Origin of the sequence: Undibacterium sp. YM2 (assembly GCF_009937975.1) — a bacterium.
Taxonomy (GTDB): domain Bacteria; phylum Pseudomonadota; class Gammaproteobacteria; order Burkholderiales; family Burkholderiaceae_D; genus Undibacterium.
Genome location: NZ_AP018441.1, coordinates 5,063,729 through 5,089,902, shown reverse-complemented (window position 1 = coordinate 5,089,902; position 26,174 = coordinate 5,063,729). Strand labels below are relative to the sequence as shown.

The 26,174-nt window shown below is 53.8% G+C and carries 19 protein-coding genes and 1 pseudogene; 11 read left to right on the top strand and 9 right to left on the bottom strand.

Annotated elements, in window-relative coordinates; translation table 11 throughout:
- The first annotated feature begins 31 nt into the window (after positions 1-31).
- On the top strand, positions 32-2,899 hold the full coding sequence (gene galA / locus UNDYM_RS23325; RefSeq protein ID WP_162043256.1) for a beta-galactosidase GalA: 2,868 nt from the start codon (positions 32-34) through the stop codon (positions 2,897-2,899).
- Positions 2,900-3,010: 111 nt separating this feature from the next.
- Here the strand turns inward: galA and UNDYM_RS23320 are convergent, their stop codons facing one another.
- Positions 3,011-4,042 carry a LysR family transcriptional regulator gene (locus UNDYM_RS23320; RefSeq protein WP_162043255.1) on the bottom strand — a complete coding sequence of 344 codons (1,032 nt, stop codon included), beginning with the start codon at positions 4,040-4,042 and terminating at the stop codon, positions 3,011-3,013.
- 187 nt (positions 4,043-4,229) lie between these two features.
- On the opposite strand from UNDYM_RS23320, the gene UNDYM_RS23315 reads away from it, so the two are divergent.
- The 4 genes and pseudogenes from UNDYM_RS23315 (at position 4,230) to UNDYM_RS23300 (ending at position 11,157) form a co-directional block, all read left to right on the top strand.
- Positions 4,230-5,159 carry an alpha/beta hydrolase gene (locus UNDYM_RS23315; RefSeq protein WP_162043254.1) on the top strand — a complete coding sequence of 310 codons (930 nt, stop codon included), beginning with the start codon at positions 4,230-4,232 and terminating at the stop codon, positions 5,157-5,159.
- 58 nt (positions 5,160-5,217) lie between these two features.
- Positions 5,218-6,459, top strand: a complete 1,242-nt coding sequence (locus UNDYM_RS23310; RefSeq protein ID WP_162043253.1) for an efflux RND transporter periplasmic adaptor subunit — start codon at positions 5,218-5,220, stop codon at positions 6,457-6,459.
- Between the two features lie 40 nt (positions 6,460-6,499).
- Positions 6,500-9,702 (top strand): annotated as a pseudogene (locus UNDYM_RS23305) (efflux RND transporter permease subunit).
- A gap of 9 nt (positions 9,703-9,711) precedes the next feature.
- Positions 9,712-11,157, top strand: a complete 1,446-nt coding sequence (locus UNDYM_RS23300) for an efflux transporter outer membrane subunit (protein ID WP_162043252.1) — start codon at positions 9,712-9,714, stop codon at positions 11,155-11,157.
- Positions 11,158-11,310: 153 nt separating this feature from the next.
- On the opposite strand, the gene UNDYM_RS23295 is transcribed toward UNDYM_RS23300, so the two are convergent.
- The 4 genes from UNDYM_RS23295 to UNDYM_RS23280 all read right to left on the bottom strand — a co-directional run bounded on the left by UNDYM_RS23295 (position 11,311) and on the right by UNDYM_RS23280 (position 16,585).
- Positions 11,311-13,374 (bottom strand): TonB-dependent receptor, encoded by a 2,064-nt coding sequence (locus UNDYM_RS23295; protein ID WP_232063573.1) that lies wholly within the window; start codon positions 13,372-13,374, stop codon positions 11,311-11,313.
- Between the two features lie 242 nt (positions 13,375-13,616).
- Positions 13,617-14,234: a phosphohydrolase gene (locus tag UNDYM_RS23290; RefSeq protein WP_162043251.1), complete on the bottom strand. Its 618-nt coding sequence runs from the start codon at positions 14,232-14,234 to the stop codon at positions 13,617-13,619.
- Positions 14,235-14,360: 126 nt separating this feature from the next.
- Positions 14,361-15,872, bottom strand: a complete 1,512-nt coding sequence (locus UNDYM_RS23285) for a HAMP domain-containing sensor histidine kinase (protein WP_162043250.1) — start codon at positions 15,870-15,872, stop codon at positions 14,361-14,363.
- Complete coding sequence (locus UNDYM_RS23280) at positions 15,869-16,585, bottom strand: response regulator transcription factor (RefSeq protein WP_162043249.1); 717 nt, start codon at positions 16,583-16,585, stop codon at positions 15,869-15,871. Before UNDYM_RS23280 ends, UNDYM_RS23285 begins: the two co-directional genes overlap by 4 nt.
- Positions 16,586-16,737: 152 nt before the next feature.
- Here UNDYM_RS23280 and msrB point away from each other — a divergent pair, with 152 nt between their 5' ends.
- From msrB to UNDYM_RS23250, 6 genes are all read left to right on the top strand, one after another.
- The gene (msrB, locus tag UNDYM_RS23275) at positions 16,738-17,214 is read left to right on the top strand and encodes a peptide-methionine (R)-S-oxide reductase MsrB (RefSeq protein ID WP_162043248.1); all 477 of its coding nucleotides are present in this window, start codon (positions 16,738-16,740) and stop codon (positions 17,212-17,214) included.
- A 20-nt stretch (positions 17,215-17,234) separates the two neighbouring features.
- Positions 17,235-19,115 carry a cytochrome c biogenesis protein DipZ gene (locus tag UNDYM_RS23270; protein WP_162043247.1) on the top strand — a complete coding sequence of 627 codons (1,881 nt, stop codon included), beginning with the start codon at positions 17,235-17,237 and terminating at the stop codon, positions 19,113-19,115.
- A gap of 24 nt (positions 19,116-19,139) precedes the next feature.
- Positions 19,140-19,847 carry a peptide-methionine (S)-S-oxide reductase MsrA gene (gene msrA, locus UNDYM_RS23265; RefSeq protein WP_162043246.1) on the top strand — a complete coding sequence of 236 codons (708 nt, stop codon included), beginning with the start codon at positions 19,140-19,142 and terminating at the stop codon, positions 19,845-19,847.
- 171 nt (positions 19,848-20,018) lie between these two features.
- Positions 20,019-21,461 carry a coniferyl aldehyde dehydrogenase gene (locus UNDYM_RS23260; RefSeq protein ID WP_232063572.1) on the top strand — a complete coding sequence of 481 codons (1,443 nt, stop codon included), beginning with the start codon at positions 20,019-20,021 and terminating at the stop codon, positions 21,459-21,461.
- 68 nt (positions 21,462-21,529) lie between these two features.
- On the top strand, positions 21,530-21,883 hold the full coding sequence (locus UNDYM_RS23255) for a gamma-glutamylcyclotransferase family protein (protein WP_162043245.1): 354 nt from the start codon (positions 21,530-21,532) through the stop codon (positions 21,881-21,883).
- Between the two features lie 116 nt (positions 21,884-21,999).
- Positions 22,000-23,121 (top strand): hypothetical protein, encoded by a 1,122-nt coding sequence (locus UNDYM_RS23250; RefSeq protein ID WP_162043244.1) that lies wholly within the window; start codon positions 22,000-22,002, stop codon positions 23,119-23,121.
- Positions 23,122-23,215: 94 nt separating this feature from the next.
- Here the strand turns inward: UNDYM_RS23250 and UNDYM_RS23245 are convergent, their stop codons facing one another.
- From UNDYM_RS23245 to UNDYM_RS23230, 4 genes are read right to left on the bottom strand one after another with little or no spacing between them, the layout of a single operon-like run.
- Entirely contained in the window at positions 23,216-24,361 is a 1,146-nt protein-coding gene (locus UNDYM_RS23245) for an NnrS family protein (protein ID WP_162043243.1), read from the bottom strand.
- A gap of 55 nt (positions 24,362-24,416) precedes the next feature.
- Positions 24,417-24,791, bottom strand: a complete 375-nt coding sequence (locus tag UNDYM_RS23240; protein WP_162043242.1) for a putative zinc-binding protein — start codon at positions 24,789-24,791, stop codon at positions 24,417-24,419.
- Positions 24,791-25,243 carry an SCP2 domain-containing protein gene (locus tag UNDYM_RS23235; RefSeq protein ID WP_162043241.1) on the bottom strand — a complete coding sequence of 151 codons (453 nt, stop codon included), beginning with the start codon at positions 25,241-25,243 and terminating at the stop codon, positions 24,791-24,793. Before UNDYM_RS23235 ends, UNDYM_RS23240 begins: the two co-directional genes overlap by 1 nt.
- Before the next feature lie 6 nt (positions 25,244-25,249).
- Positions 25,250-26,173 (bottom strand): U32 family peptidase, encoded by a 924-nt coding sequence (locus tag UNDYM_RS23230; RefSeq protein WP_162043240.1) that lies wholly within the window; start codon positions 26,171-26,173, stop codon positions 25,250-25,252.
- Between the last annotated feature and the right edge of the window lies 1 nt (position 26,174).

The following is a 26,174-nucleotide window of genomic DNA, read 5'->3' as shown; positions in this document are numbered from 1 at the left end:
AAATATCCAGCTCTATTCAAGGGAGCAGGATATGCTAACTTTCATATCATCACTGAGGCAGGCATGGCGGCTGTGCATCATCAGCATCCTGCTGTCGCTTTTACCATCGACTTTTGCTTTCGCTGATTCTGGCCGTGAGCGCTTGTCGCTGGACAGAGGCTGGTTATTCCATCCCGGCGATATTTCCATGCCAGAGATAGTCGGGCATAGTGCAAGTTATGGCAATGCCAAGGCAGGCAACGCCCGTGGGGCGGCAGCTACAAAATACAATGACAGTGACTGGCGCAAGGTGGACCTGCCGCATGACTGGGCAGTGGAAGGCCCGTTCGACCCCAGGGCGAATATCTCGCAAGGCTACAGGCCGCGCGGCATTGCCTGGTACCGTCGTTATCTGCGGGTCGATGAAAGTGAGCGTGGCCGCTATTTTGAGTTGCAGTTTGACGGCATTGCCACCCACGCCAGTATCTGGGTGAACGGCAATATCGTGCACCGTAACTGGTCTGGCTATAACGCCAGCAATATCGATATCACACCCTATCTGCGCTATGGAGATGTCAGCAATACCATTGCCATCCGTGTCGATGCAGAACAGATGGAGGGTTGGTGGTATGAAGGTGCGGGTATTTACCGCCATGCATGGCTGCTGAAATCCGATCCCGTCCACATCATGACTGACGGTGTGCATGCAACACCAAAACAAATCAATGACAGACAGTGGCAAATCCCGGTAGCGGTGACGCTGGACAACAGCGGCAAGCAGGCAGCTAATGTCAAGGTCGAAGTCACGGTGTTTAGTCCCGATGATAAGGTGGTCGCCAGCAAGATACAGTCTGTCAGTGTGCCTGTGCTTGGCCAGGCTATCGCCAAATTGCCAGTAGCCATCAATCAACCACAGCGCTGGACGCTGGATAAACCGGCACTGTACCGTGTCAAAACAGTGGTTTTGCAGGATGGCAAGACAGTAGATGAGGTGAGTCTGAAAACCGGCTTTCGCAGCATACGCTTTGATGCCAGGCAAGGTTTCTTCCTCAATGATCAGCATGTTAAATTGCAGGGTGTTTGCCTGCATCAGGATCATGCCGGTGTTGGTGTGGCGGTGCCAGATGCCATCTGGGAATATCGCTTGCGTCGCCTGAAAGAACTGGGCGTGAATGCCATACGCTTTTCCCATAATGCACCGGCACCTGAAGTGCTGGACATGGCAGACCGCATGGGCTTTCTGGTCATGGATGAAAACCGCAATTTTAATCCCTCACCAGACTATATGAAGCAACTGCAATGGATGGTACGGCGTGATCGTCACCACCCTGGCGTGATCCTGTGGTCCGTGTTCAATGAAGAACCAGTACAGGGCACAGAAGTCGGCTATGAAATGGCACGCCGCATGACAGCGGCAGTCAAGGCTCTGGATGATACCCGGCCTGTCACTGCCGCGATGAATGGCGGATTTTTTACTGCCTTGAATGTCTCACATGCCGTCGATGTGCTGGGTGCCAATTACCAGGTGCCTGATTATGACCGCTATCACAAGGCCAATCCCGACAAGCCATTCACCAGCGCAGAAGATACCTCGGCCTTCATGACGCGCGGTGAATTCACTACTGATAAAAGCAGGAATATCGTCGCCAGTTATGACGATGACTTTGCCAAATGGGGGAATAGTCACCGCGATGCCTGGCAAGCCATAGACAGCCGCCTGTATGTGGCAGGTGGCTTTGTCTGGACTGGCTTTGATTATCGTGGCGAACCGACGCCACACGAATGGCCCTCGGTGAGTTCAGTATTTGGCATCATGGACATGAATGGCTTTCCCAAGACTGCCTACTACATGCATCAGGTACAGTGGATCAAGGATCGCCCTTTGATTCATATCGCCCCGCACTGGAACTGGCAAGGACAGGAAGGTAAGGAAATCCGCGTCATGGTCATGGCCAATGTAGAGCGCATCAAGCTCTTGCTGAATGGCCGTGAGCTGGGTGAGCAAAAGGTTGATCCTTACCGCATGAATACCTTCCAGGTCGCATATGAACCCGGCAAGCTGGAAGCATTGGGCTACCAGGAGGGTAAAGAGGTGGCGCACACCAGCGTAGAAACCACAGGCAAGGCAACCGCATTACAACTTTTGCCTGACCGTGCATCACTGGCAGGTGATGGCCGTGATGCCATGCCGATTACCGTGCGTGCGCTTGACGCGCAAGGGCGCGCCGTCCCAATTGATAATAGCGAAGTCAGCTTTGCTGTCTCAGGTGCTGGCCAGTCCATAGGTCATGGCAATGGTGACCCTAATTCGCACGAAGATGAAAAAGGCAAGACACGCAAGCTGTTTAACGGTCTGGCACAACTGATCGTGCAAAGTCATTTTGACAGCAGCGGCGAATTGCTGGTTACTGCCACGGCGCCTGGCCTGACAGCAGCCAGCGTGCGCATACCGGTACAAAAAACGGCGGGTATTCCTGCTGTCGCAGTCAGCTATGCCCCCACGCTGTATTTGCAAAACTGGCGCCTCTCACCCACGTTTGCCACGCGGCCTGACCCGGCTCAGACATTGGCAGACAATGACATGAATACCTGGAGCTGGGGGCAAGCACCGATGCTGGAAGTTGATGCCAGGGGGAGTGACAGCAAGGAGAATCACTTCCACCTGTTCCGCAGCAATTTTACGCTGGATAAAACACTAGGCAGCGGCAAGGCCCGCCTGCTTTTTTCACGCATCAACGGCAAGGCCGAGGTCTGGTTGAATGGCAAATTGCTGGGAACAAAAACTTCTGTGAACACAGGTGACTTCAGTGTGGATTTGCCCGCCGTTGAAGGACCTGCGCAAGTGACGGTGTTAGTTGAGGGCGAACCAGGCAAGCAAGCCGGGCTGGAAGGTAATATTATTGCAGAGCCCAAAAAGTAATTGGCTTGCCAAAGCCGGGACCATGCGCTTAAGGCTTGCCAGCAGCGCAGCGGTTGCTGGCAAGTCTGATATTGTCATGAACGTCTATCAGAAAATATGCTTTAAGCGAGATTAAAACACGCTCTCAGCAATATTCTTTTTCTCGATGACAGAGCGCAAAGTATTGTGTGAGGCTCCCTGGTCTTGCTTGCCTGCGAAAATACATTCACCCATCCCGCTCAGCAATTCTGCATCGCGGCCGCTGAACAGCGGGCAGCGTGGGAACAGTTCCGCCACCCAGTCAACAAAGGCGCGTACCTTGGGTGACAGATGGCGGTTAGCCAGGTAGACCACCGAGATGGGCATGGGGGCGGGTGTCCATTGCGGCAATACTTCACGCAATGCACCGGATTGCAGATGCGGCATCAGCATGAAGCGCGGTGCCTGTATCAGGCCAAAACCCTTGAGTGCGCATTCTATGTAGGCTTCAGAATCATTGACGGAGATTTTCCCATTGACCGTGACATCCACGGTCTTGCCATCAACGACAAAATCCCAGTCGAGATTGCGGCCAGTGCGGCTGGAAAAATAATGTACGGCCTGATGGTGCTGCAAGTCTTCTATGGTTTGTGGTTCACCGTGGGTGTCGAGATAATCTGGCGCTGCGCAAGTGATGCTCTGGAACGTGCCTATGCGGCGGGCCACCATGCTGGAATCCTGCAATTCCCCTACTCGTATCACGCAATCGACCGCTTCCTGCACCATGTCGACCATGCGGTCACCCATGCCCATGACCAGTTTGATGTCAGGGTAGCGCGAATAGAATTCACAGACTTGCGGCAACAGTATCAGCCTGCCTATCGAGGTTGGTACATCTATGCGCAACTGGCCTTTGGGGCCGCGCGCGACGTTCTGGAATGAGGATTCAGTCTCATCGACGTCGGCCAAAATGCGCACACAGCGCTCATAGTAGGCTGCGCCGTCTGGAGTAAGGCTCAGGCGGCGGGTGGTGCGGTTCAGTAAGCGTACCTGCAACAGGCTTTCCAGGTTTTGGATGATGGTCGTGACAGTGGTACGCGGCAAGCCGAGATTGTCGGCGGCGCGGGTAAAACTATTGCTGTCCACCACACGGGTAAAGACTTGCATTGCCTGGAAGCGGTCCATCGCGGTACTCCTGAATAACTGGTTGGCATGGTCAAGGACTATTCGTCTGAACGAAGTATAAACCTAATTTGAAGCTTGATTAGTCGACCTGGCCGAATAGTCATGTTCGATTATAGGCGTTTATCCGCAAGCGCATCGCGCCTACTATTCGGTCCATTCACTAAGCTCTGGCGCGATTGGCGACAATATGATGGACGAAACAGCAACAATTCTTGGTATTTCCGGCGCTATTGGCAATCCCGGCAACGCCGTCAAGAAAAGAAAAAAGACCACAAAGACGGCTGAGCCATCTTTGCAGATAGACAATTTCCTTATCCCTGGCCAGCTTGGGGTCATTCCTGTGCGCCTGTACCGCCCTCAGGGCAATGCGGTTTTGCCGGTAGTGCTGTATTTCCATGGCGGAGGTTTTATCAGCGGGTCTTTGAATGATGCCGATGTACCGGCCCGCTTCATTGCCCGCAACAGCAATGTCATCGTCTTGTCAGTGGGTTATTCACTGGCCCCGGCCAAGCCTTTTCCGGCAGCGCCGGAAGATGCATACACCGCCATGCTGTGGGCCATCAAAAACGCCGCCAGCATCAGGGCTGACGCCAGCCGCCTGGCAGTAGCAGGTGACGATGCCGGTGGCAATCTGGCGACTTGTTTGACCCTGATAGCACGTGACCGCAATGCCCCGCCGATACTGGCGCAGGCGCTGATAGGCCCGATGCTGGACCCCAGCATGACACGCCTGGGCGACGCCAAGAAACTGGAATCTGACCTGACCCCGCAAGAATGTGCGCATTGTTATGGCCAGTACCTGCCGCGCTCTTTGCAGCGCCTGCACCCGTATGCCGCACCGCTGGAATCCAGCCGCCTGGGTGGTTTGTCACCCGCCTTTATCGCTACTGCTGAACATGATGTCCTGCACGTGGAAGCAGAAAAATATGCAGCAGCCCTGATCACGGTTGGTGTGCCTGTGCAGGTTGCCCGCTTTGCCGGGATCAAACATGCCTCATTGCCTGAACATCAGCCTGTGCTGGTGGAAGTGGCAGATTTTTTGCGCCGTCGTCTGGCCACCCCTACTGAATTGACTACATCTGCTTTCGTATCCCTGGAGGAAAAACAAAATGTCTGACAAAACAAAAGACTCTCAAGAACTCAGTAATTTACATACTACATCCACGAGGAATATCATGTTTGAATCTACCAGCTCCACTATATCCACAACTCCAAGCCGTAAATCCATCGCCATCAGCGCCGCCATCGTCCTGTTGATTGCTGCTGCTGGCACCATAGGCGCCATCAATGTTGAAGCCAATGACGCCCCCAAGGCTGCGCCGCCAGCAACGACCGTTGATGTCGCTGAAGTCGTCAGCCGCAATATCGTCGATTGGCAAAATTATTCTGGCAAGCTAGAAGCCGTCGATAGGGTAGAAATACGCCCGCTGGTAGGCGGCACACTGACTGCCGTGCATTTCAAGGATGGTAGCCTGGTCAAGAAAGGTGACTTGCTGTTCACCATAGATCCACGTCCCTATGCGGCTGAAGTCGCACGCTTCCAGGCACAACTGGCAGCCGCAGAGGCACGCGCAGCCTATACCAGTTCTGACGTGGCCCGCGGTGAAAGACTGCTGGGTGAAAACGCCATCGCCCGCCGTGACTTTGAAGAAAAACAAAATGCATCGCGTGAAGCAGCCGCCAATGTACTGGCAGCCCAGGCGGCATTGAAAGCAGCAAAACTCAATCTCGAATATACCCAGATCACCGCACCTGTTGCTGGCCGCATCTCGCGCGCCGAGGTTACTGTCGGTAACGTCATCGCTGTCGGGGGTAACACTCCTCCTCTGAGTACCCTGGTTTCTGTTTCGCAGGTGTATGCATCCTTTGATGTGGATGAACAAAGCTTCTTGAAATACGTAAACCCTGCACAGGCTAAGAATACCCAAGTGCCGGTCTTCCTGGGTCTGGCGAATGAAGAAGGCTATTCACGTCAGGGCAAGGTGGTTTCCATCGACAACCGCGTGGATACTTCTTCAGGAACCATACGCGTACGCGCCGTGTTTGAAAACCAGGATGGCCTGTTGCTGCCCGGCCTGTATGCCCGTGTACGCCTCGGTGGCGGTGCACCGCATGCAGCCCTGATGATAGATGAAAAAGCCGTGGGCACAGATCAAAGCAAGCGCTTTGTGCTGGCAGTCGACAAAGACAATCACACTGCCTACCGCGAAGTGCGTCTCGGTAACAGGCAGGAAGATATGCTCATCGTCGAAGCAGGCCTCAAGGCCGGTGAACGCATCGTCGTCAATGGCCTGCAACGTACTCGCCCTGGTGACGCCATCACACCGAATATGGTGCCCATGAGCAAAGTGGCTGCTGCAGCGAAACCGGACACGACTGCTGAAGCAGGCAAAACTGCTGCGGCTAACAAGTCCTGATCATTGCGTACACAAATATAAACGCAGATAGAAAAATATCATGAATATCTCAAAATTCTTTATCGACCGCCCCATCTTCGCCGGGGTGTTATCGGTAATCATCTTGCTGGCCGGTGCACTGGCCATGTTCCAGTTGCCCATCTCGGAATATCCCGAGGTGGTGCCGCCTTCTGTCGTGGTGCGGGCGCAATATCCGGGTGCCAATCCAAAGGTGATTGCAGAAACTGTGGCTTCACCTCTGGAAGAATCCATCAACGGCGTGGAAAACATGCTGTACATGCAGTCACAGGCAAACAGTGACGGCAACCTGACGGTGACCGTCAACTTCAAACTCGGTGTAGACCCTGACAAGGCGCAGCAACTGGTGCAAAACCGTGTCTCGCAAGCCTTGCCACGCCTGCCTGCCGATGTGCAACGCCTGGGTGTGACGACGATCAAGAGTTCACCTGCGCTGACCATGGTCGTGCATCTGATTTCACCAGATAACCGCTATGACATGACTTACCTGCGCAACTATGCAGTGTTGAATGTCAAAGACCGCCTCGCACGCATCAAGGGCGTAGGTGAAGTTGGCCTGTTTGGCTCGGGCAATTACGCCATGCGCGTCTGGCTCGATCCACAAAAAGTCGCACAGCGTGGTTTGACGGCATCTGATATCGTGAATGCCGTGCGTGAGCAAAACGTACAGGTGGCAGCCGGTGTCATCGGCGCGTCCCCTAATGTGCCAGGCACACCTTTGCAATTCAATGTGAATGCGCAAGGCCGCTTGAAATCAGAAGCAGAATTTGCCGAAATCATCTTGAAGACTTCTGCCGATGGTGCAGTCACCCGCCTGGCGGACGTGGCGCGTATAGAACTGGATGCCGCTGAATATGGCTTGCGTTCCCTGCTCGACAATAAACCGGCAGTAGCGATACCTATTTTCCAGGCACCTGGTGCGAATGCGCTGGACGTGTCTGACCAGGTGCGTGCGGCAATGAAAGAATTGGCGACGGACTTCCCCAGCTCTGTGCAATACAAGATCGTGTATGACCCTACGCAATTCGTGCGTTCAAGCATCCATGCGGTCGTCGAGACCTTGCTGGAAGCGATTGCGCTGGTGGTATTGGTGGTCATCGTGTTTTTGCAAACCTGGCGTGCTTCACTGATCCCTTTGCTGGCTGTGCCGGTATCCATCGTCGGTACTTTTTCGCTGATGCTGGGCTTTGGCTATTCCATCAATGCCCTGTCACTGTTTGGCATGGTGCTGGCCATCGGTATCGTCGTCGATGATGCGATTGTTGTGGTAGAGAATGTGGAGAGAAATATCTCAGCTGGCCTGTCACCAAAAGAAGCGACTTACCGCGCCATGCGTGAAGTCAGCGGCCCTATTATCGCTATTGCCCTGACACTGGTTGCGGTATTCGTACCACTGGCCTTCATGACTGGCTTGACCGGGCAATTTTACAAACAGTTTGCGATGACGATTGCGATTTCTACTGTGATCTCGGCCTTCAACTCGCTGACCCTGTCACCGGCACTTGCTGCGATTTTGCTCAAAGGCCATGATGAAAAACCGGACTGGCTGACCAAGGTCATGAACCGCCTGTTTGGCCGCTTCTTCAATGCCTTTAACCGCATGTTCAATCGCGGTTCTGAAAAATATTCCAAGGGTGTGGCTGGCGTTATCTCACGCAAGGCTTCCAGTATGGTGGTATATGTGGTATTGCTGGCAGCAGCCGTGGGTATTTCCTATATCGTGCCGGGTGGTTTTGTGCCTGGGCAAGATAAGCAATACCTGATCAGCTTCACGCAATTGCCTAATGGTGCAACGCTGGACAGGACAGAAAAAGTCATCCGTGACATGTCGGCCATTGCCTTGAAAGAACCGGGCGTGGAAAGCGCAGTTGCCTTCCCTGGTTTGTCCATCAATGGTTTTACCAATAGCTCCAGCGCCGGTATTGTTTTTGTGACGCTGAAGCCGTTTGAAGAACGCCGCAGTGCCGAGCTTTCTGCCAATGCGATTGCGGGCAAATTGAACCAGAAATATTTCGGTATCAAAGATGCTTTTATCGCTGTCTTCCCGCCACCACCTGTCATGGGCCTGGGCACGGTGGGTGGTTTCAAGATGCAGATAGAAGACAAGGGGCACTGGGCTATGCTGAACTGGATGCCGCAACACAGGCCTTTATTGCTGCGGCCAGAACAGCACCAGAACTGGGGCCTATGTTTTCCAGCTACCAGATCAATGTGCCACAACTGGATGTGAATCTCGACCGCGTCAAGGCCAAGCAACTCGGTGTGCCGGTGACCGATGTGTTTGACACCATGCAGATTTATCTTGGTTCCTTGTACGTGAATGACTTCAACCGTTTTGGCCGTGTGTATCAGGTACGTGCCCAGGCAGATGCGCCTTACCGTGCCAAGCCTGAAGATATTCTGCAACTGAAAACCCGCAACATTGCTGGTGAAATGGTGCCTTTGTCTTCCCTCGTCAAAGTCACGCCAAGCTTTGGTCCTGAGATGGTGGTGCGTTATAACGGCTATACCGCGGCGGATATCAATGGTGGCCCAGCCCCCGGTTATTCATCGAACCAGGCACAGGCTGCGGCAGAGCGTATTGCTGCCAAGACCCTGCCTGCCGGTATCAAGTTTGAATGGACGGACCTGACTTACCAACAGATTTTGGCTGGCAATGCCGGTGTCTGGGTATTTCCTATCAGTGTCTTGCTGGTCTTCCTGGTATTGGCAGCGCAGTATGAAAGCCTGACCCTGCCACTGGCTGTCATCATGATCGTGCCCATGAGTTTGCTGGCGGCTTTGACCGGCGTCTGGCTCACAGGTGGGGACAACAATATCTTCACCCAGATCGGTCTCATGGTACTGGTAGGGCTATCGGCCAAGAATGCGATTCTGATTGTGGAATTTGCGCGGGAGCTTGAACTGCAGGGCAGCACGCCTTTGCAGGCCGCGATAGATGCCAGCCGCTTGCGTCTGCGCCCTATCCTGATGACTTCCATCGCCTTCATCATGGGTGTGGTGCCACTGGTGATTTCCAGCGGCCCTGGCTCCGAGATGCGTCATGCCATGGGTGTGGCAGTGTTCTTTGGCATGCTGGGTGTGACATTGTTTGGCCTGTTCCTGACGCCAGTGTTCTATGTCTTGTTACGTAGTTTCGTGGGTGGCCGCAAGCTGCATTCTGCCACCGTGCATGAAGCACCAGCGATAGCACATGCCCATGAGCACGCAACTGTTAAAGTTTGAGAGAGCATGATGATGAATACAATCAAACCCTTAAAGTCCGCTTCATCCCTGTTGATGTTATTGCTGGTGCTGGCTGGCTGTTCGGTTGCGCCGACTTATCAGAAAGCGGAAGTGACAACTCCCGCTGCCTATAAAGAAGTGCAGGCAAGCAGCAACTCGAGCAACTGGAAAGAAGCGCAGCCTTCAGAAGAAGTCGCCCGTGGCGAATGGTGGAAAATCTTTGCAGACGATAGCCTCAACGAGATGGAAAGCCAGGCCATGGCGGCCAACCAGAACCTCAAAGCGGCTGCTGCCCGCCTGAAGCAATCCCGCGCCTTGCGGCAGGATGCGCGTGCTGGCCTGTTCCCGCAAGTGAATGCTGGCCTGGGTGCCAACCGTGGGCGCGCTGCACCGGCGTCCCAGAGTTTGCCTGACAATACCAGGATGCCGACATCGACGACTTACAATGCCCAGCTTGGTGCCTCGTATGAACTGGATCTGTTTGGCCGTGTGGCTTCCAGCATAGACGCGGCAACGGCAGATACGCAAAAGAATGAAGCCCTGTTCCAGTCCGTGCAACTGGCCTTGCAAGCCGATGTGGCGCAAGCCTACTTTTTGCTGCGTGAACTGGATGCAGAACAGGCCTTGTATGCCGCCACGGTAGAACTACGCTCAAAAACCCTGAAGCTGGTGCAAACCCGTTTTAATGAAGGTGATATCAGCGAACTGGATCTGGCACGCGCCAAGGCAGAACTGGCAACGGCGCAATCAGAATCACTGGGTCTGGCACGCAGCCGGGCGGTGGCAGAACATGCACTGGCCGTCTTGCTGGGCAAGACGCCGGCAGAATTCAATTTTTCGCCGCGTCCTTTATCACGTATCGCTGTCAATATCCCGGCTGGTTTGCCATCAGACTTGCTGGAACGCAGGCCAGATATTGCCGCAGCAGAACGCAGCATGGCCGCCGCCAATGCACGCATAGGTGTGGCACGCTCAGCCTTCTTCCCCAGGCTGGATATTACAGGCTCTGCCGGTTATGCGTCCGCCAGCCTCGGTGACTTGCTGAACTGGAGCAGCCGCACCTTCCTTCTGGGGCCTTTATTGTCCATGCCGCTGTTTGATGGTGGCCGCCGCCAGGCGAATGTGGAAAGAGCGGGTGCCGTCTATGAAGAAGATGTGGCCAACTACCGCCAGACTGTGCTGAATGCCTTCAGGGAAGTCGAAGACAACCTGGCGGACTTGCGGCTGCTGCGCGACCAGACCCAGGCGCAAGACCATGCGGTGCAGGCGGCAGAGCGGGCAGCGAAACTCTCGCATGTGCAATACCGCGAAGGATCAGTCAGTTACTTGAACGTCATCGACGCTGACCGTACGGTCTTACAGCAACAGCGCATCGCCGCACAACTCGATGGTGCACGCGCCAGGTCTGCGGTCAGCCTGATACGTGCCATCGGTGGTGGCTGGAGTGGCGGCTGAGATCGTCTACCTGTAGTAAACACTGAAACTGCTCTGAAAATTATCGCGGCAAAAGCCGGCTAAGATTTCCACCCTCCCAGAACGAGTTCTGGTTTCCAAAGCGTATTCCGTCAAGGAGTACGCTTTTTTTTGCGCCAATGGCATCTGTATGCATTAAAAATTATGTGTCAATGTCAGTCTCACAGAGCGTGGTTCTACTGGGTGAAAATGTATGTCATTGGCACCTTCCATGCTTTCGCGCGGCAGGCGTGACTGGTAATAATAATCAATGTCGCTGGCCTGCTTGTTGAACAGGTTGAACACATCCATCGTCAGCCTGGTCCTGGCATTGATCCTGTAACCCATGCGGGCATAGGCCAGCGTGGTCGATGAAGAACGCACACTATTGTCTTCAATCAAAGGACGTGGGCCAAAATAACGCAATTCAAAGCCACCGTACCAGCGGCCCACGTCAGTTACAGTCACGCCAAAAGAGGCCACCCTGTCAATGGAGCCGGGGATGTAATTACCCGCCATATCATTTTGTGTATAACGAGCCCGGGATGCTGCCAGGTCAAGGTCAAACAACAGCCATGGTCTGGCGATGTAATGGTTGTTCCATTCTATGCCGGTACGGCGGCTGGCGCGGCTGGGTTCGGTTTCACCAGCATCACCGACAAACAAGAGTTCAGAGGCAATATCCAGTCGCCACAGTGCCAGCGAGCTTTGCAGGCCGGGGATGATTTCTGTGCGCACACCCAATTCTGCGCCCTTAGTTTTAACCAGTGGTGTTACCGGCGTGGAGATGCCGCCATCAGGCAAGCGTGTTTGCGTGGTGCCGCGCGCATCATTGCTGTGAAAACCGCTGCCGTAGTTGATGAAATATTCGGTCTTGTTCCATGGGCCAAAGATCAATGACAATTTGGGCGAGACGATATAGTCACTGGCTTTGCCTGAATTGCCTTCTATGCTGCTGTTGACATCAAAGCGGTAGGCATCGTAGCGCAGCCCGGCAATGCTGCGAAATTTGGGGTGCCACTGTATGGAATTTTCTGCATAAAAACCAGCGCTGATTTCTTTCACGCTGTCTTCGCGTATCGTTGATATGCGTTGCTGTGCAATGGTGTTGTAAATGCCGACGGGTGAAAGTTTATCGTAACGCAGTTGCACGCCTATCTTGTTATGCATTTCAAGATCAGCCACAGTCAGCGGCCAGGTCTGGCTGATATTCATGCCCAGCATCTGGCGCTTTTCACTTTGGCTGAACTGGTCACCTGTATCAGGGTTAGCCAGGAAATAGGTAAAGTTGCTGAACAGGTCGAGGCTGGATTGCACAGCGTAAGCATCCATTTCAAATACACCATCCGGACTGCGCTTTTTCATGGCATACGAAAGACTGTAGCGCGAGCTTTGTCCACCATCCGTAGGGTCAAGCGCACCAAAGCGGCTGATCTGGCCAGACTGCACTTCACGCAAGGGTATCTGGTCTGTGGAGTTCCAGTTATTCTTGTAGGCCATGGCTGTCAAGCTGTAACCATCGTCATGGTTGCCCTGGCTATAGCGTAGCACGGCACTGTACTTGCGCACGTTTTCAGGATTAAGCCAGGGGCCATCATTGCGGTTAATCTCCAGGCCATACAGCAAATTGCCGTTCGTCAGTGCCATTGAATTTGCCAACACTGCCCGCTGGTAGCCATAGCCGCCCAAAGACAGGCTGGCGATACCGGCGCCCAGCTTGTCTGTCATACGAAGATGAGCCGCACCGGCAGAGGCAAAGTCACCTTCATCGGCAAAATACGGCCCCTTCTTATAATCTATGCGCTGTACCAGTTCAGGGATCAGGAAATTCAAATCCGAATAACCCTGGCCATGTGCATGGCTACGCATATTGACTGGCATGCCATCAACAAAAGTCGCAAAGTCAGTGCCATGGTCAAGATTAAAGCCGCGCAAAAAATACTGGTTGGCCTTGCCATCACCGCTATGCTGGGTAACGATCATGCCCGGTACAAATTCCAGCAATTCACCAGTACGCAGGGCAGGGCGGTTGCTGACGAGATTGGATGTTACTGAGCCCTGGCTGGCGGCATTACTGGTGCCAACCGCATTGTCATAATTGCCCAGGACTTGCACCGTGGCGATTTTTTCTGGCTCGTCTGCTTGTGCGGTTTGAACAGTTGGCAGTAGAAAAAAAGCAAGGCAGAAAAGCAAGGCAGGGTCCATTTTTGTCTTGTGCATTATTGCTCCACGATTATTTTTATTTCTCTCAAGTCTTAATACGCGGGAAACAAACAAATGGATTCACAATTTTTAAAACTCTTTTCGTGATGGGAAATGAAGGTAACCAGGCGTTACCAGACAGGAGATGTTCTGCAGAACCTGGCACCATGCGTGACAGGCGCAAGGGAAGAACCTGGGCTGTAGTGTTGACTTGTGAACAGTATCCGGCTTTGCCTTGAGTTAGCCTGTGTCAGCGCAGGTCAGCTTGAGGAGGTAATAAGTTCATTCATTTTTGCCAAAAAACGCTGGCATGCAAGCTCTGGCGGCCAGGGCTCCCATGCTTGGCAATCATAAATTTCTACCAGTGGGTCTTCTTCCAGTATGGGCAGTTTGATTTGCAGTACATCAAGTACTTCATTGCGTGGCCAGCCCGCACAATGTACGGCTTCTGAGGCTGCGATCAGTTCATCTGCAAGCTTATGCAGGCGGTAATCCATATCATCCCAGGCGGGTAGCTGATAACGTCTGACGATCGCATCTGTGAGCCTGTCGCTGACTTCCTTGAACGGCGCTCCTAATACGGCTTTGAGTGGTGAAATACAGTCGAAGGCCAGCAGGCCTTCTTCACCATCATGCAAGAGTTCGCGCAAGGCAGCTCCTGCGCTCATAGGCGTTTCTGTCATGGTACTGCGCAGGGCAAGTACGTTCAGGCTATGCTGGGCTACTGACAGTGGCCGTGGCCAACAGGATTCGCCACCCCAGCGGTAAGTTCTCGAGAGCCTGTCTGCCAGGTCGCTATCCAGCCAGGCCTGGGGATCGGGGTTGATCAGGTCAAGGTGTTTGCCTGACGGCAGCCTGATCCATGCTCTAGTTTTCAATGGTGCTTTTCCTTAATAGGACTTACGCAAAAGCGCCCCAACTGCGTTGCAGCTCCTCTCCTAGGAGCCGCGTACTGAAGTACTGTCTTCGTCGCTATGCCTGGTTGTGACAATTTTTCGTAAGTCCTACTTAATCTGTTTATTTATCGATGAGTTAATGTTACCCGCAGCGCCAGTTGCCAGTGGCAGGGCAAAGCAAAAGCATGCTCCCGTGCTGTTTGCAGCGGGGTCTGTACGTAATTCTATACTGCTATGGTGTAATTGCAGGATGCGGTGCACGATCAGCAAGCCCAGCCCACCACCGTGACCTTCACCACTGAGTGCAAATGGCCGCTTGAACAGCTTGCCCAGTAATTCAGCGGGTATGCCGGGGCCAGTATCACGTATGCAGATTTCCACTGCCTGCGAGCGTTTTGCTACCGCCACAGTCACCGCGCCGCCTGCCGGCGTATGGCGTATGGCATTGTCGATGAGGTTGGTCAGCACCCGCTCTATCATGCCCAGGTCTGCCATGACCATGGCATTGCCATCCAGCTCTGCTTCCAGCCTGACCTGGCCGTTTTGCGCCAGCAGCTCAAACTTCTGGAACACGTCCTGTATCAGGTCATTCAACATGAAGGCTTCAGGTTCTGGCGCTACTCCGCCATGCTCAAGACGTGCCAGATCAAACAGCGCCTGCGCCAGACGACCGACCTTGCGGCTCTGGCCCAGTGCAATCGCCAGATAGCGTTGTCGCTCAGCTGCATCCAGCGTCGCATCTCTGGCAGCCAGGGTTTCCAGGTAACCATGGATGGATGTCAGTGGCGTGCGCAGGTCGTGAGAGATATTGGCGACCACTTCGCGCCTGTCATGATCCATCTGCTTCAATGTATGCCATTGCTCATTGATGCGCGCCGCCATTTGCCCGAAGCTGGTTTCCAGCACCGCGATTTCATCACGCTGGTTAGCAGTCTGTGCTAACGGTGGCGGTACGACGGGCTGTTCAGCCTGGGTATCAAAACGGCGCATGGTGTCTGCCAGCTTGTGCAGGGGGCGAGTGACCCAGCGCAGTGCAGCCCAGCCAGCCACCAGGGTCAGCAATGCCACCAGCGCCATCGACAACAGGGTAACACGCAATACGGCATTGATGCCTGCGTGCGCAACATAGCGGTCATGTTCTTCGCCTTGCAAAATAACGTAGATGTAATGTACCTCCGGCCTGTTACTGCGCAATGCCGCTGCGCTGAATACCTTGCGCCTGTTTTCACTGCGCGGATCATCGCCAAGTATGGGCAACATGCGCCCATCCAGGAATTTGCGTATAGGTGCCAGATCAACCTGCTGGCGCTTCAGACGTCCAGGCGGTGCCGCATTGCCGATGATCTTGCCGGTTTCATCGAGCAAATAAACTTCCACACTGGGGTTGACAGTCATTAACTGGTCAAACAGGCGGCGTACAGAATCCGGCCCCATTTCTTCTGTGCCCGTCAATTGTGCATTGACAGCGATACTGCCCGCCAGGCCGCGTGACAGGCCCTGCACCACTTCCATCTCGCGCATGTCATTGGCGCGTATCTGCAGCCAGGCAGAGACACCGCAACTGGCCAGCAGCAACACAGAAAATACCAGCGACAAACGCTGGGACAGCGTCAGCTTCACGTTGCCTCTCCCGGCAGTGCATAACGGTAGCCCTTGCCCCATACCGTCAGTATGCGCTGCGGTTCTGCCGGGTTGCTCTCTATCTTGGCGCGCAGGCGGTTGATGTGGGTATTGACGGTATGTTCATACCCCTCATGTTCATAACCCCAGACCTTGTTGAGCAAATCCAGACGTGAATAGACCTGACCGGGGTGACGTACAAAGAAGTACAACAAGTCAAATTCACGCGGGGTCAGGTCCAGCACCTTGCCATCGGCAGTGGCAACCCGCGTCACTGGTGACAAGGCCACGCCATCTACGGCTACATCCCCTGCTTCAGTACGGCGGCTCTTGTCCATCGCATCGGCACGGCGCAGCATGGCCTTGACGCGGGCCACGAGTTCCAGCACAGAGAAAGGCTTGGCGAGGTAATCGTCAGCACCCAGTTCCAGACCCAGGATGCGGTGTACTTCGCTGGAACGGGCACTGATGATGATAATCGGCACATAGTTTTCCATGGCACGGGCCTGGCGGCAGATTTCCAGCCCATCGACACCGGGCAGCATGATGTCGAGTATCAGGGCATCCCAGTTACCAGTGCGCAATTGTGCGAGACCCTGTTTGCCGTCAGCGCAATGCGTGACCTGATAACCCTCGTCCTTCATGTGCAGGCGCAGCAGGTCGGCGATGGGCATGTCATCTTCCACGATCAGTATATTTTTTGCTGTATCCACGCTTTTCCCCGCCATCCGAATGTTGTCATTGTGCAGGATTTGCAGAGAAAAAGTATCACAAATCGTTTAACTTTACGTGAAGACTTGGACAGCGATTGAGGCGCACAATAAGAACCATGGCACAGATGCTGTACATACACCAAGGAGGATATATGCAAAACCGACGTCAATTTCTACTGGCTGGCAGCATGCTGGCCTTGAGCCGCATGTTGTCAGCTGCCCCTGTAGCTAATGTGTTTGAAGTTCAACGCACCGATGCTGAATGGCGTCGCCTGCTGACCGGCATGCAATACGAGGTCTTGCGCCGTGGCGCGACCGAGCGTGCCTTTACCAGCCCGCTCAATGATGAACATCGCAGCGGCCAGTTCAGTTGCGCTGGTTGTCAGTTACCGCTGTTTTCATCAAAAACCAAATTCGACAGCGGTACAGGCTGGCCCAGTTTTTATGCGCCACTGGAACGCGCTGTTGTCAATGTGACCGACACCACCTTTGGCATGCTGCGTACAGAAGTGCAATGCCGGCGTTGTGGTGGCCATCTCGGTCATGTATTTGATGACGGCCCGCGCCCTACCGGCTTGCGTTATTGCATGAATGGCGTGGCGATGAACTTTACTCCTGGCAAAGCCTGAACCACGCACAGAAAGCAAACATGTTGTTGATACTTATTTCTTATCTTGGCGGTGTGCTGACCATACTCAGCCCCTGCATCTTGCCGGTGCTGCCCTTTGTCTTCGCCCGCACTGGCCAGCCATTCCGCCGTAGTGGCTTGCCCTTGCTGGTGGGCATGGCGCTGACCTTTGCTGCCGTCGCTACATTGGCTGCTGTCGGCGGTAACTGGGTGTTGCAGACTAACCAGTATGGCCGGCGGCTGGCGATGGCTTTGCTGGTTTTCTTTGGCCTGACGCTGTTGTTCCCGCATCTGGCTGACAAGCTGACCAAGCCGCTGGTGGCTGCGGGTGACCGCCTGTCGAACACAGCGCAGGCGGATGGCGGTGGTATAGGTTCATCACTCTTGCTGGGCGTGGCAACGGGGTTGCTATGGGCACCCTGTGCCGGGCCTGTGTTGGGTCTGCTGCTCACTGGTGCTGCACTCAATGGTGCCAGTGCACAGACAACTTTCCTGTTGCTGGCCTATGCCGCCGGTGCGGCGACTTCACTGGCAGTTGCCTTACTGATAGGTGGCAAGGTATTTGCCGCGATGAAACGCTCGCTGGGTGCCGGTGAATGGATACGCCGTATCCTGGGTGCTGCCATGATAGCCGGTGTTGCTGCGATTGCGCTGGGTCTGGATACTGGCTTGCTGACACGTTTGTCCACTGTTGCTACCTCAGGGCTGGAGCAGCAATTGATAGACCGCTATGCGTTAAATTCACCGGATGTGCAAGCCAATCCTGCACCAGCACAGACTACACCGCAGCAGGGAGCCATGATGGCCTCGAATGCAATGATGGCGTCCAATGCCATGATGTCATCGAACAAGCAAATGGCATCCAACACCATGGCGCCATCGAATGCCATGATGTCTGCCCATGGTAGCAATGCAGCTACAGCAGGGGCTTTACCCGAAGAAGGGGTCATGCCAGCCTTGGATGGGGCAACACAATGGCTCAATTCAAAACCACTGACTGCGCAAGAGCTCAAAGGCAAGGTCGTGCTCATCGACTTCTGGACTTACTCTTGCATCAACTGTCTGCGCAGCCTGCCGTATGTGCAGGCATGGGCCAAAAAATACCGTGATCAGGGCCTGGTCGTGATTGGTGTGCATGCGCCTGAATTTGCGTTTGAACGCGATCCTGCCAATGTCAGCAAGGCCGTGCGCGATCTGGGCATCAGCTATCCGGTTGCCATCGACAACAACTATGCAATCTGGCGTGCCTTTGGCAACAAGTACTGGCCTGCGCATTATTTCATCGATGCCACTGGCCGCATACGTCACCATCATTTTGGTGAAGGCGAATATGTGCAATCTGAACAAGTGATACAGCAATTGCTGGAAGAAGCAGGCCAGAAAAATGTCGCCAATGATGTCGTCATCGAGACCGGTGCGGCGGGTGCACAAATGGCGGCGGACGATAACCAGGTGAAATCGCCAGAGACCTATCTTGGTTACAGCCGTGTGCAAAACTTTGTGTCAACTGGCGGCGTACAGCAAAACCGCAATGCCGATTACAGCCTGCCAGCGCAACTAACACTGAATCAATGGGGGCTGGCAGGTAACTGGAAAGTGCAGGAAGAGCATGCCGCCCTGATGCAAAAGGGCGGGCGCATCACTTACCGCTTCCAGGCCCGCGACCTGCACCTTGTACTGGGGCCAGGCAAAGACGGCAAGCCCGTGCGTTTCCGCGTCACTATCGACGGCGCGGCGCCTGGTGCTGCACATGGCAGCGACATCGCTGCAGACGGTACTGGCACGGTGACTGGTCAGCGCCTGTACCAACTGGTGCGGCAATCCGGCAAAGTCGCTGAGCATACTTTCAGCATAGAGTTTCTTGATCTTGGCGTGGAAGCCTACGCCTTCACTTTTGGTTGATTTTCCTTCTACAAGGAGTACGACATGAAAATAGCAAGCAGTTTGACAGCCCTGGTGCTGGGCATAGGCAGTGTCGCCGCAGCACTGGTTTTCAATGGTCAGGTAAGGGCCGGTGAGGCAGCAGTCATCATTGCCGCGCCGGTGGTGGATGTACCGGCAGGTAGCGCCAAGACAGAGACTGCAGTTTTCGCGGGCGGCTGCTTCTGGGGGGTGCAAGGCGTTTTCCAGCATGTGCGCGGCGTCACCAATGCAGTTTCGGGCTATGCAGGTGGCAAGGCAACAACTGCGCATTATGAATTGGTGGGTTCTGGTGCTACAGGTCATGCGGAAGCAGTGCAGGTGACCTATGATCCTACCCAGATCAGTTATGGCAAGTTGCTGCAGATATTCTTCTCTGTTGCACATGACCCTACCCAATTGAATCGCCAGGGGCCGGATACGGGCACACAATACCGTTCCGCGATTTTCCCGGCCACGCCAGTACAACGCGACGTGGCTGAAAAATACATCACCCAACTGAATGCCTCGCGCGCTTTCCGCAGCAAACTGGCGACTACCCTGGAAGCAGACACAGGTTTCTTCGCGGCAGAGGCCTATCACCAGAATTACCTGACCCTGCATCCAAATGAGCCATACATCGCCATCAACGACTTGCCCAAGGTTGAAAACCTCAAGCGTGTCATGCCTGCGGTATATCGGCCAGATCCAGTGCTGGTGCGTAAAGGCATTTGAGTAGCCAGTATTTAAAAAAAACCGGTCAGGTATTGGTCAACTGATACTGGCCGGTTTTCATGTCTATTTTTGATATCAAAGGTTCCTCATACATTTATACCTTGATCCCCTTGAAATTTGACGCATAATGGCAAAAATTACATAAATGATCATTGTGTTGAGGAGACTGGTATGGAAATGAATCTTGCACCCGAAGTCATTGCGCAAACCCTGGAAGCCACGCTCAAGCGTTTGCGAGCTGCCAGCCGTACCCAGCCTCACCCTGATCTGCAGCAGCGACTGGACTGGCTCAGCCGTCTCGAAAAAATAACCGTGCAACATGGTGCAGAAGTCAACCAGGCGATCAGCAAGGATTTTGGACATCGCTCAGCACACGAAACTGAACTGGCCGATTTATCGCTCATCGTTTCTTCCATCAAGCACACCAGACGCCACCTTGCTGGCTGGATGAAGCCGCGTCGTGCTGCCACTGCCTTGCAATACCTGCCTGCGAAGAACAGGTTGCTGAGCCAGCCGCTGGGTGTGGTCGGCATCATCTCGCCATGGAATTATCCGCATCAACTTGCGCTGGGGCCAGCCATTGCTGCCTTTGCCGCAGGCAACCGGGTCATGCTCAAACCCTCAGAGTTGACTCCACATTATTCAGCACTGCTGGCCAAGCTGGTTGCTGATTATTTCTCTGAAGATGAAATGGTGGTCGTCACTGGCGGCGCAGACGTGGCCAAGGCATTTTCTGAACTGCGTTTCGATCACCTGGTGTTCACAGGTTCAACCGCAGTCGGCAGGCATGTAGCAGTTGCAGCAGCCAAGAACCTGACGCCGGTAACGCTGGAACTGGGTGGCAAATCCCCGGCGATTGTGGATGCCAGCGCCAACATCAAAACTGCCGCAGCCAGCCTGGCTTTTGGCAAATTGCTCAATGCTGGCCAAACCTGTGTGGCACCGGATTATGTACTGGTGCCGGCAGACAAGCGCGATGAACTGGTGGCAGCGCTGGTAGCTGCCACTGGCAAGATGTATCCGGTGCTGGAAGAGAATCCAGACTACACCGCCATCATCAACGACCATCATTACCAGCGCTTGCAAGGCTTATTGAATGACGCAGTAGAGCAGGGTGCGCAATTGCTGCCACTCACCAGCACCGCCCAGTCTGCAGGCATGACAGCCGCACGCAAACAGGCGCCTGTGCTGGTCTTGAATGCCACGCCAGACATGCGCATCATGCAGGAAGAAATTTTTGGCCCCTTGCTGCCCATCGTTACCTATCAAGGCAACGTCAAAGAGGCGATAGAATTCATTAACAACCGGGAGCGCCCGCTGGCCCTGTACTGGTACGGCACCGATAATGACAACCGTGACCTGGTGCTGCAACAAACCGTGTCTGGCGGTGTGACCATCAATGATTGCCTGTGGCATCTGAGTCAGGAATCACAGCCTTTTGGTGGCGTTGGTGCCAGTGGCATGGGGGCCTATCATGGCGAATGGGGTTTCCGTGCGCTCAGCAAGGAGAAGCCTGTGTTCTATCAAAGCAGCCTGAATGGCATGCACCTGCTTTATCCGCCTTATGGAAAAACCTTCGCACGCATGCTGAAGTTATTGAAGCTCATAGGCTGAAAATAAAATCTGCATGCCTTATCGACTTGCATCATCAATTCACATCATTAATTTGAGGAAATGTAAACATGACTTTGTCGCCAGATACTGGAGTACTGCTATTTTCTTATGGAACACTGCAAGACAAGGCGGTGCAACTTGCCAATTTTGGCCGTGAACTTGCAGGCAAGCCAGATACCCTGCCTGGCTATGCGCAGACAATGCTCGCCATAGCTGATCCTGATGTCGTGGCAACCAGTGGCAAGACGCGTCACCCCATCGTCCAGGCCAGCGCCAACCCTGCTGATGAAGTTGCTGGCACTGTCTTTACGATCACCTCGCAAGAACTGGCAGCCGCCGATGCCTACGAAGTGGCAGACTACAAGCGTGTTTCGGTATCCCTGAAATCTGGCAAGCAGGCCTGGGTGTATATACGTGCCTGATTTTTTTTTTGTTTTGCATGGGCTTCACACCTGCTTTTATATGTCACTAGCACTGTTGCCAAATTGTTTTAGTTTATGAAGCGTTGAGTTGATCATGTTTTGTGTAGGATAGGTTTATGAAAACAATATTTATCGATCATGAGGAAGTATTGATTTCTAAAGACTTTCCTTATGAAGATTTACTTTCAATTTCAGTGATATTGAGGGGAATAGACGTTTTTGTATCAGACGACAGTGCGACGAAAGACGATATTTATAGCCCGGGTTACTTTATTCGTCGGGCCCAAATATCAAAACAAAAAACTACCATTTTGCCAGACAGAAATATTGTATCCAGGCTTGCGCAGCTCGCAAGAGGGGAGCCAATGGACGAGCACAGGAGGAAAGCAGCGGCAGTCTTAGCCTATGCCCAATGCCTTGATATTTTTATTGAGCCATCTATCGCATTTCATGAGCTCGGTCCATCTCATGGGAACGATGTTGCAAATGAGGAATTGTCTTGGTTTTACGTTGCAGATCAAGGTAATCCTTATAATTGGATTAACGCGGCATTGGGTAGGGTCAATCAAATTCCACCAATGGGCGTACCTTTGCAGGTTACAACCTTTGACGTAGCAAAGGGGCTAAAACGCTGGTCCTGTTATTACTCCACCATACTAAAAATTGCTGAACTTGAATTGTCCAATCTCTCACCTAAGCAGCGGACTATCAATCTATTCCGATGGATGTGCGAGGAATTTATTTTAGCTGGACACGCTGCAATGTTGGCATGTTTGTATTTCGCGCCAAATTCACCAAGACAAGGGTTGCTGAAAGGATTGCGATCTTCAAATAGGGAAAAGGCGATAAGCGGAGCGAAAAATGCAGCCTGGGATATCGTTCACTTGAGCGATTTTGTAAGACGTATAAGGGGTGAGATTGGAGAAGAATCGCGTCAATATATACTTGCTACATTTGATAGTGGACTCAAAGAACTTACCCAATTAACATTAGACGCAGGTAAGAATGGGGTAGATAATTTCGAGAACTTGCCCTTAGCGCTTAAAAAATGGTGGCCAGAAAAAGATGCAGATGATATAGGCTCCATTTTTTCCACTTATTGGCATCAGACTGGAGATTCTACGTGGCAGAATAAATATCAGAATTATCCACAGCACATTGAAAAATTTGTCGTTCTCGGAGAAGAAGCATTAAGAGCTTGGCATCCTGGCGTGGAAAGTGTAAGCAGAAAAAGTTAGATAAGAACTCATTGCTTCATCAATGTTGTGTTGTAGTTTGAATAGATTGAGCCGTATGCACTTTATCTTCGCGAAGGAAGTATCAGCGGACAAGCTAACCAGCCTGCCCATCTGCCCGCGCTTTGAGGTAGATAGGCAGCATCATCGCGATCCAGCAGGCCAGCAGGGCCAGCCAGGCTGTTGCAGAGACCGTGATGAGAAAACTGTATGACAACAGGCTTCCCAAAATGCGCAACAGGGCGGCAATATGCAAGCCCAGGTAAATACCCCATAACAGGCCGGAGGCCTGCAGCGGGCGGCCACTGTGGCCATAAGTAACCCGGCTGACAAATGCCACCAGCATGGTACCCATGAAACCCAGGGCCAGCGCATGCACAGGCGCTGATCCGACTGATACGCCATACGCGCCCGCAGCCTGCAGTGCAAAGACGATGGCAAGCCAGGCAAACGACAGATGCAGCATGGCCAGCAGCCGGTTTGCCATGCTGCGCAACAAACCCCAGCGCCAGGAGGTGTAGATGAAACTCAGGCTCATCGCTGTGGCCGTACCTGCTTCCAGCCAGTGCCATTGCAGGCTGCCGCTGATCACCAGCAAACCACAGCCGCTTAACCAGGCAAGCAGCAACCAGTAAGGACGCCAGACCACGTAGGGTTTGATGATATTGCCGCTAAAAAATGGCAGCATGCGATGGCAGACTGTCAGGAACACGGGCAGTAAAAAACCAAAGAAGGCGCATTGCCTGGCGACGATCCATGCATCTGTCCAGCCACAACTCCACATCAGGGTCGCGGCCAGTGCACATGCGCCGCCGCACATGGCAAGCAGGATGGTAATCGCATGTTTTTTATCCGGCACTGTGCTGCGTTTGATCAAACCGGCCCAGCGCCAGGTCACTGCCAGCCAGGCGCATAGCATCAGTGCAAAACCCGAACTGCGCAAAGGTGACAGACCCAGGCTGGCTGCCAGCATGGCCAGCAGCAGGCCGCAAAAATAGGTGGCACCATGCAGCAGGAAGTAGTCATCGTCGGCGCTGACGGCCAGCCATTTGGGCCCGGCAGTGAAAGTAAAACCCAAAATGAACAAGGGGAAGACACCTAGCGGCATCAGCAAGGCATGCAAGGGTATGGCCATGGTCTGCGGATGCTGTAGCTGCAACCACCACCAGAAGAACAGGATAAAGACAGATACAGCACCGAGAAAGAAATACAGTCTGTGGGGGGCGGTGGCAAGACGTTTCATGATCATCTATCCCTTGGGTAGGGCCAGCGAGGCCCCGCAAAATATAAACCTGGCTTCATGCTTGCGGCTCCAGGGTCTGCACGGCATCTTCGACCTGTTGCCAGATATGTTTCCTCTCATCTTCAGTGGCATCAGCATGGAAGCGCTTGCGTGCGCCTTGCTGGTTCAGCACCAGATGAACATCAGGGACGACACCAGCCTGTTGCAGGCAGGCTTTGACACAGGCCAGTGCGCAGCCATCCAGTGCGAGTACAGGCCTGCCAGATTGCGCCAGTTTAACCAGACTGGCAACGCCACCACCAACGCCACTGATGCAGGACATTTGCGCCTTTTGTTCGCGGTCCAGCCTGAGCGCACAATCATTGGCCAGTTGCGCGACACTGGAACAGCCAGAGCAGGAATACACCAGAGGCAGTGGCACGGTTTTCATCACACACCTTCACCTGCCTGCATGAAATGCTGGCCAAAGCGGGCGAGCCAGGCCGGGCGTTCGCTGGCATCGAGCCAGTATTTGACGGCGATGCCCAGCTCAGTGTCACCTTCCATCTTCAAACGACGGCGGAAAAACAGGGTATCCGCATCTTCCTGACCAGTCGCCAGTTTTAAAAAATCCATGGCGCTGGCAGACAGGCTGACATCCGGCTGGGGTAGAGATGATAGCGGCTTGAATTTGCCAGCCTCGCAGTAAAAACACAGTGACAAACCGAGGTCTTCTACCCTGATACGAAAACTCTTGCCGTACAGGCTCTCAGGTGCGACCAGCAGTGCCCGCCGTCTGGCCAGTTCAAGCAGCAGCATCAAAGGGGCATTCGCCAGTGGTGCTGGCAAATAGCTGCCCAGTTTTTGTACACTCTGGGGAAAACGGAAATTACTCAGGTCCATGTTGATTTATCTCTCTCCGGCCAGCCATTGCATGCCGGGTTTATCCATCCAGTAACCATTGCTGCGCTGTGCATGGGGTGGCAGCAGGGCATCGCTGACTTCGGCAGCCAGCTTTGCCGTTCTGGCACGGTCAAATGCCGCAATCACTTCTGCCATGCCTTGTGACTGTGGCTGCAGACGCAAGATATCCACCTGCATGGCAGTCAGTTCAGGTAATTGCGCACCCAGATCGACGCAACTGGCACTCTGGGTCTGTATGCCATTGATGGTCAAAAAATCCTTGCCGTCACGGGTGGCCAGGGGCAGCCCGTCCGGGTATAGCTCACAGCGGAATTCACAACTATCCTTGCGCAGGCGATGATGCCTGGCGGTGAAGCAGCGTGATGAAAAAGCCAGGGCCATGCGCCCCCAGACCTGTACTTCAGTCTGCATCTGTACACTGCGTTGCTGTTGCAAGGCTGCCAGCGCATCGCGCCCCATTTCCAGCGGCGGTAAAAAGCGGCAGGCACCGAGACTGGCCAGCCATGCCAGGCTGTCTGCATGATAGATATTCAAATGCGGCCCGGCGACAAAGGGCTTGCCCTGCATGGCGCGCACGGCGCTGTAGTCATTCGCCTCGACCAGGAAGTTTTCTGCGCAGGCGCGTTCTATCATCCTGTGCATATTGCGCCGGTCGGCCTCGCTGTCTATCAGGGTCAGGCTGGATAGCACAACCTGCTTGCCTGCATCCCTCAATTCCTTGCCCAGCGCCAGCCAGTCATCCAGTTTCATCAGATGGCGGCGCGAGCAAGTGACTTCACCGAGATAGACGATATCGACCGGCCATTGCATGGCATCGACGTAAAAATTCAAAGTGTCCTGTCTGGACCAGTAGTAGGCCAGGGGAGCGAGGGAAAGCAGAGCGGTGGTAGCAGGTAAGCTGTCAGTCATA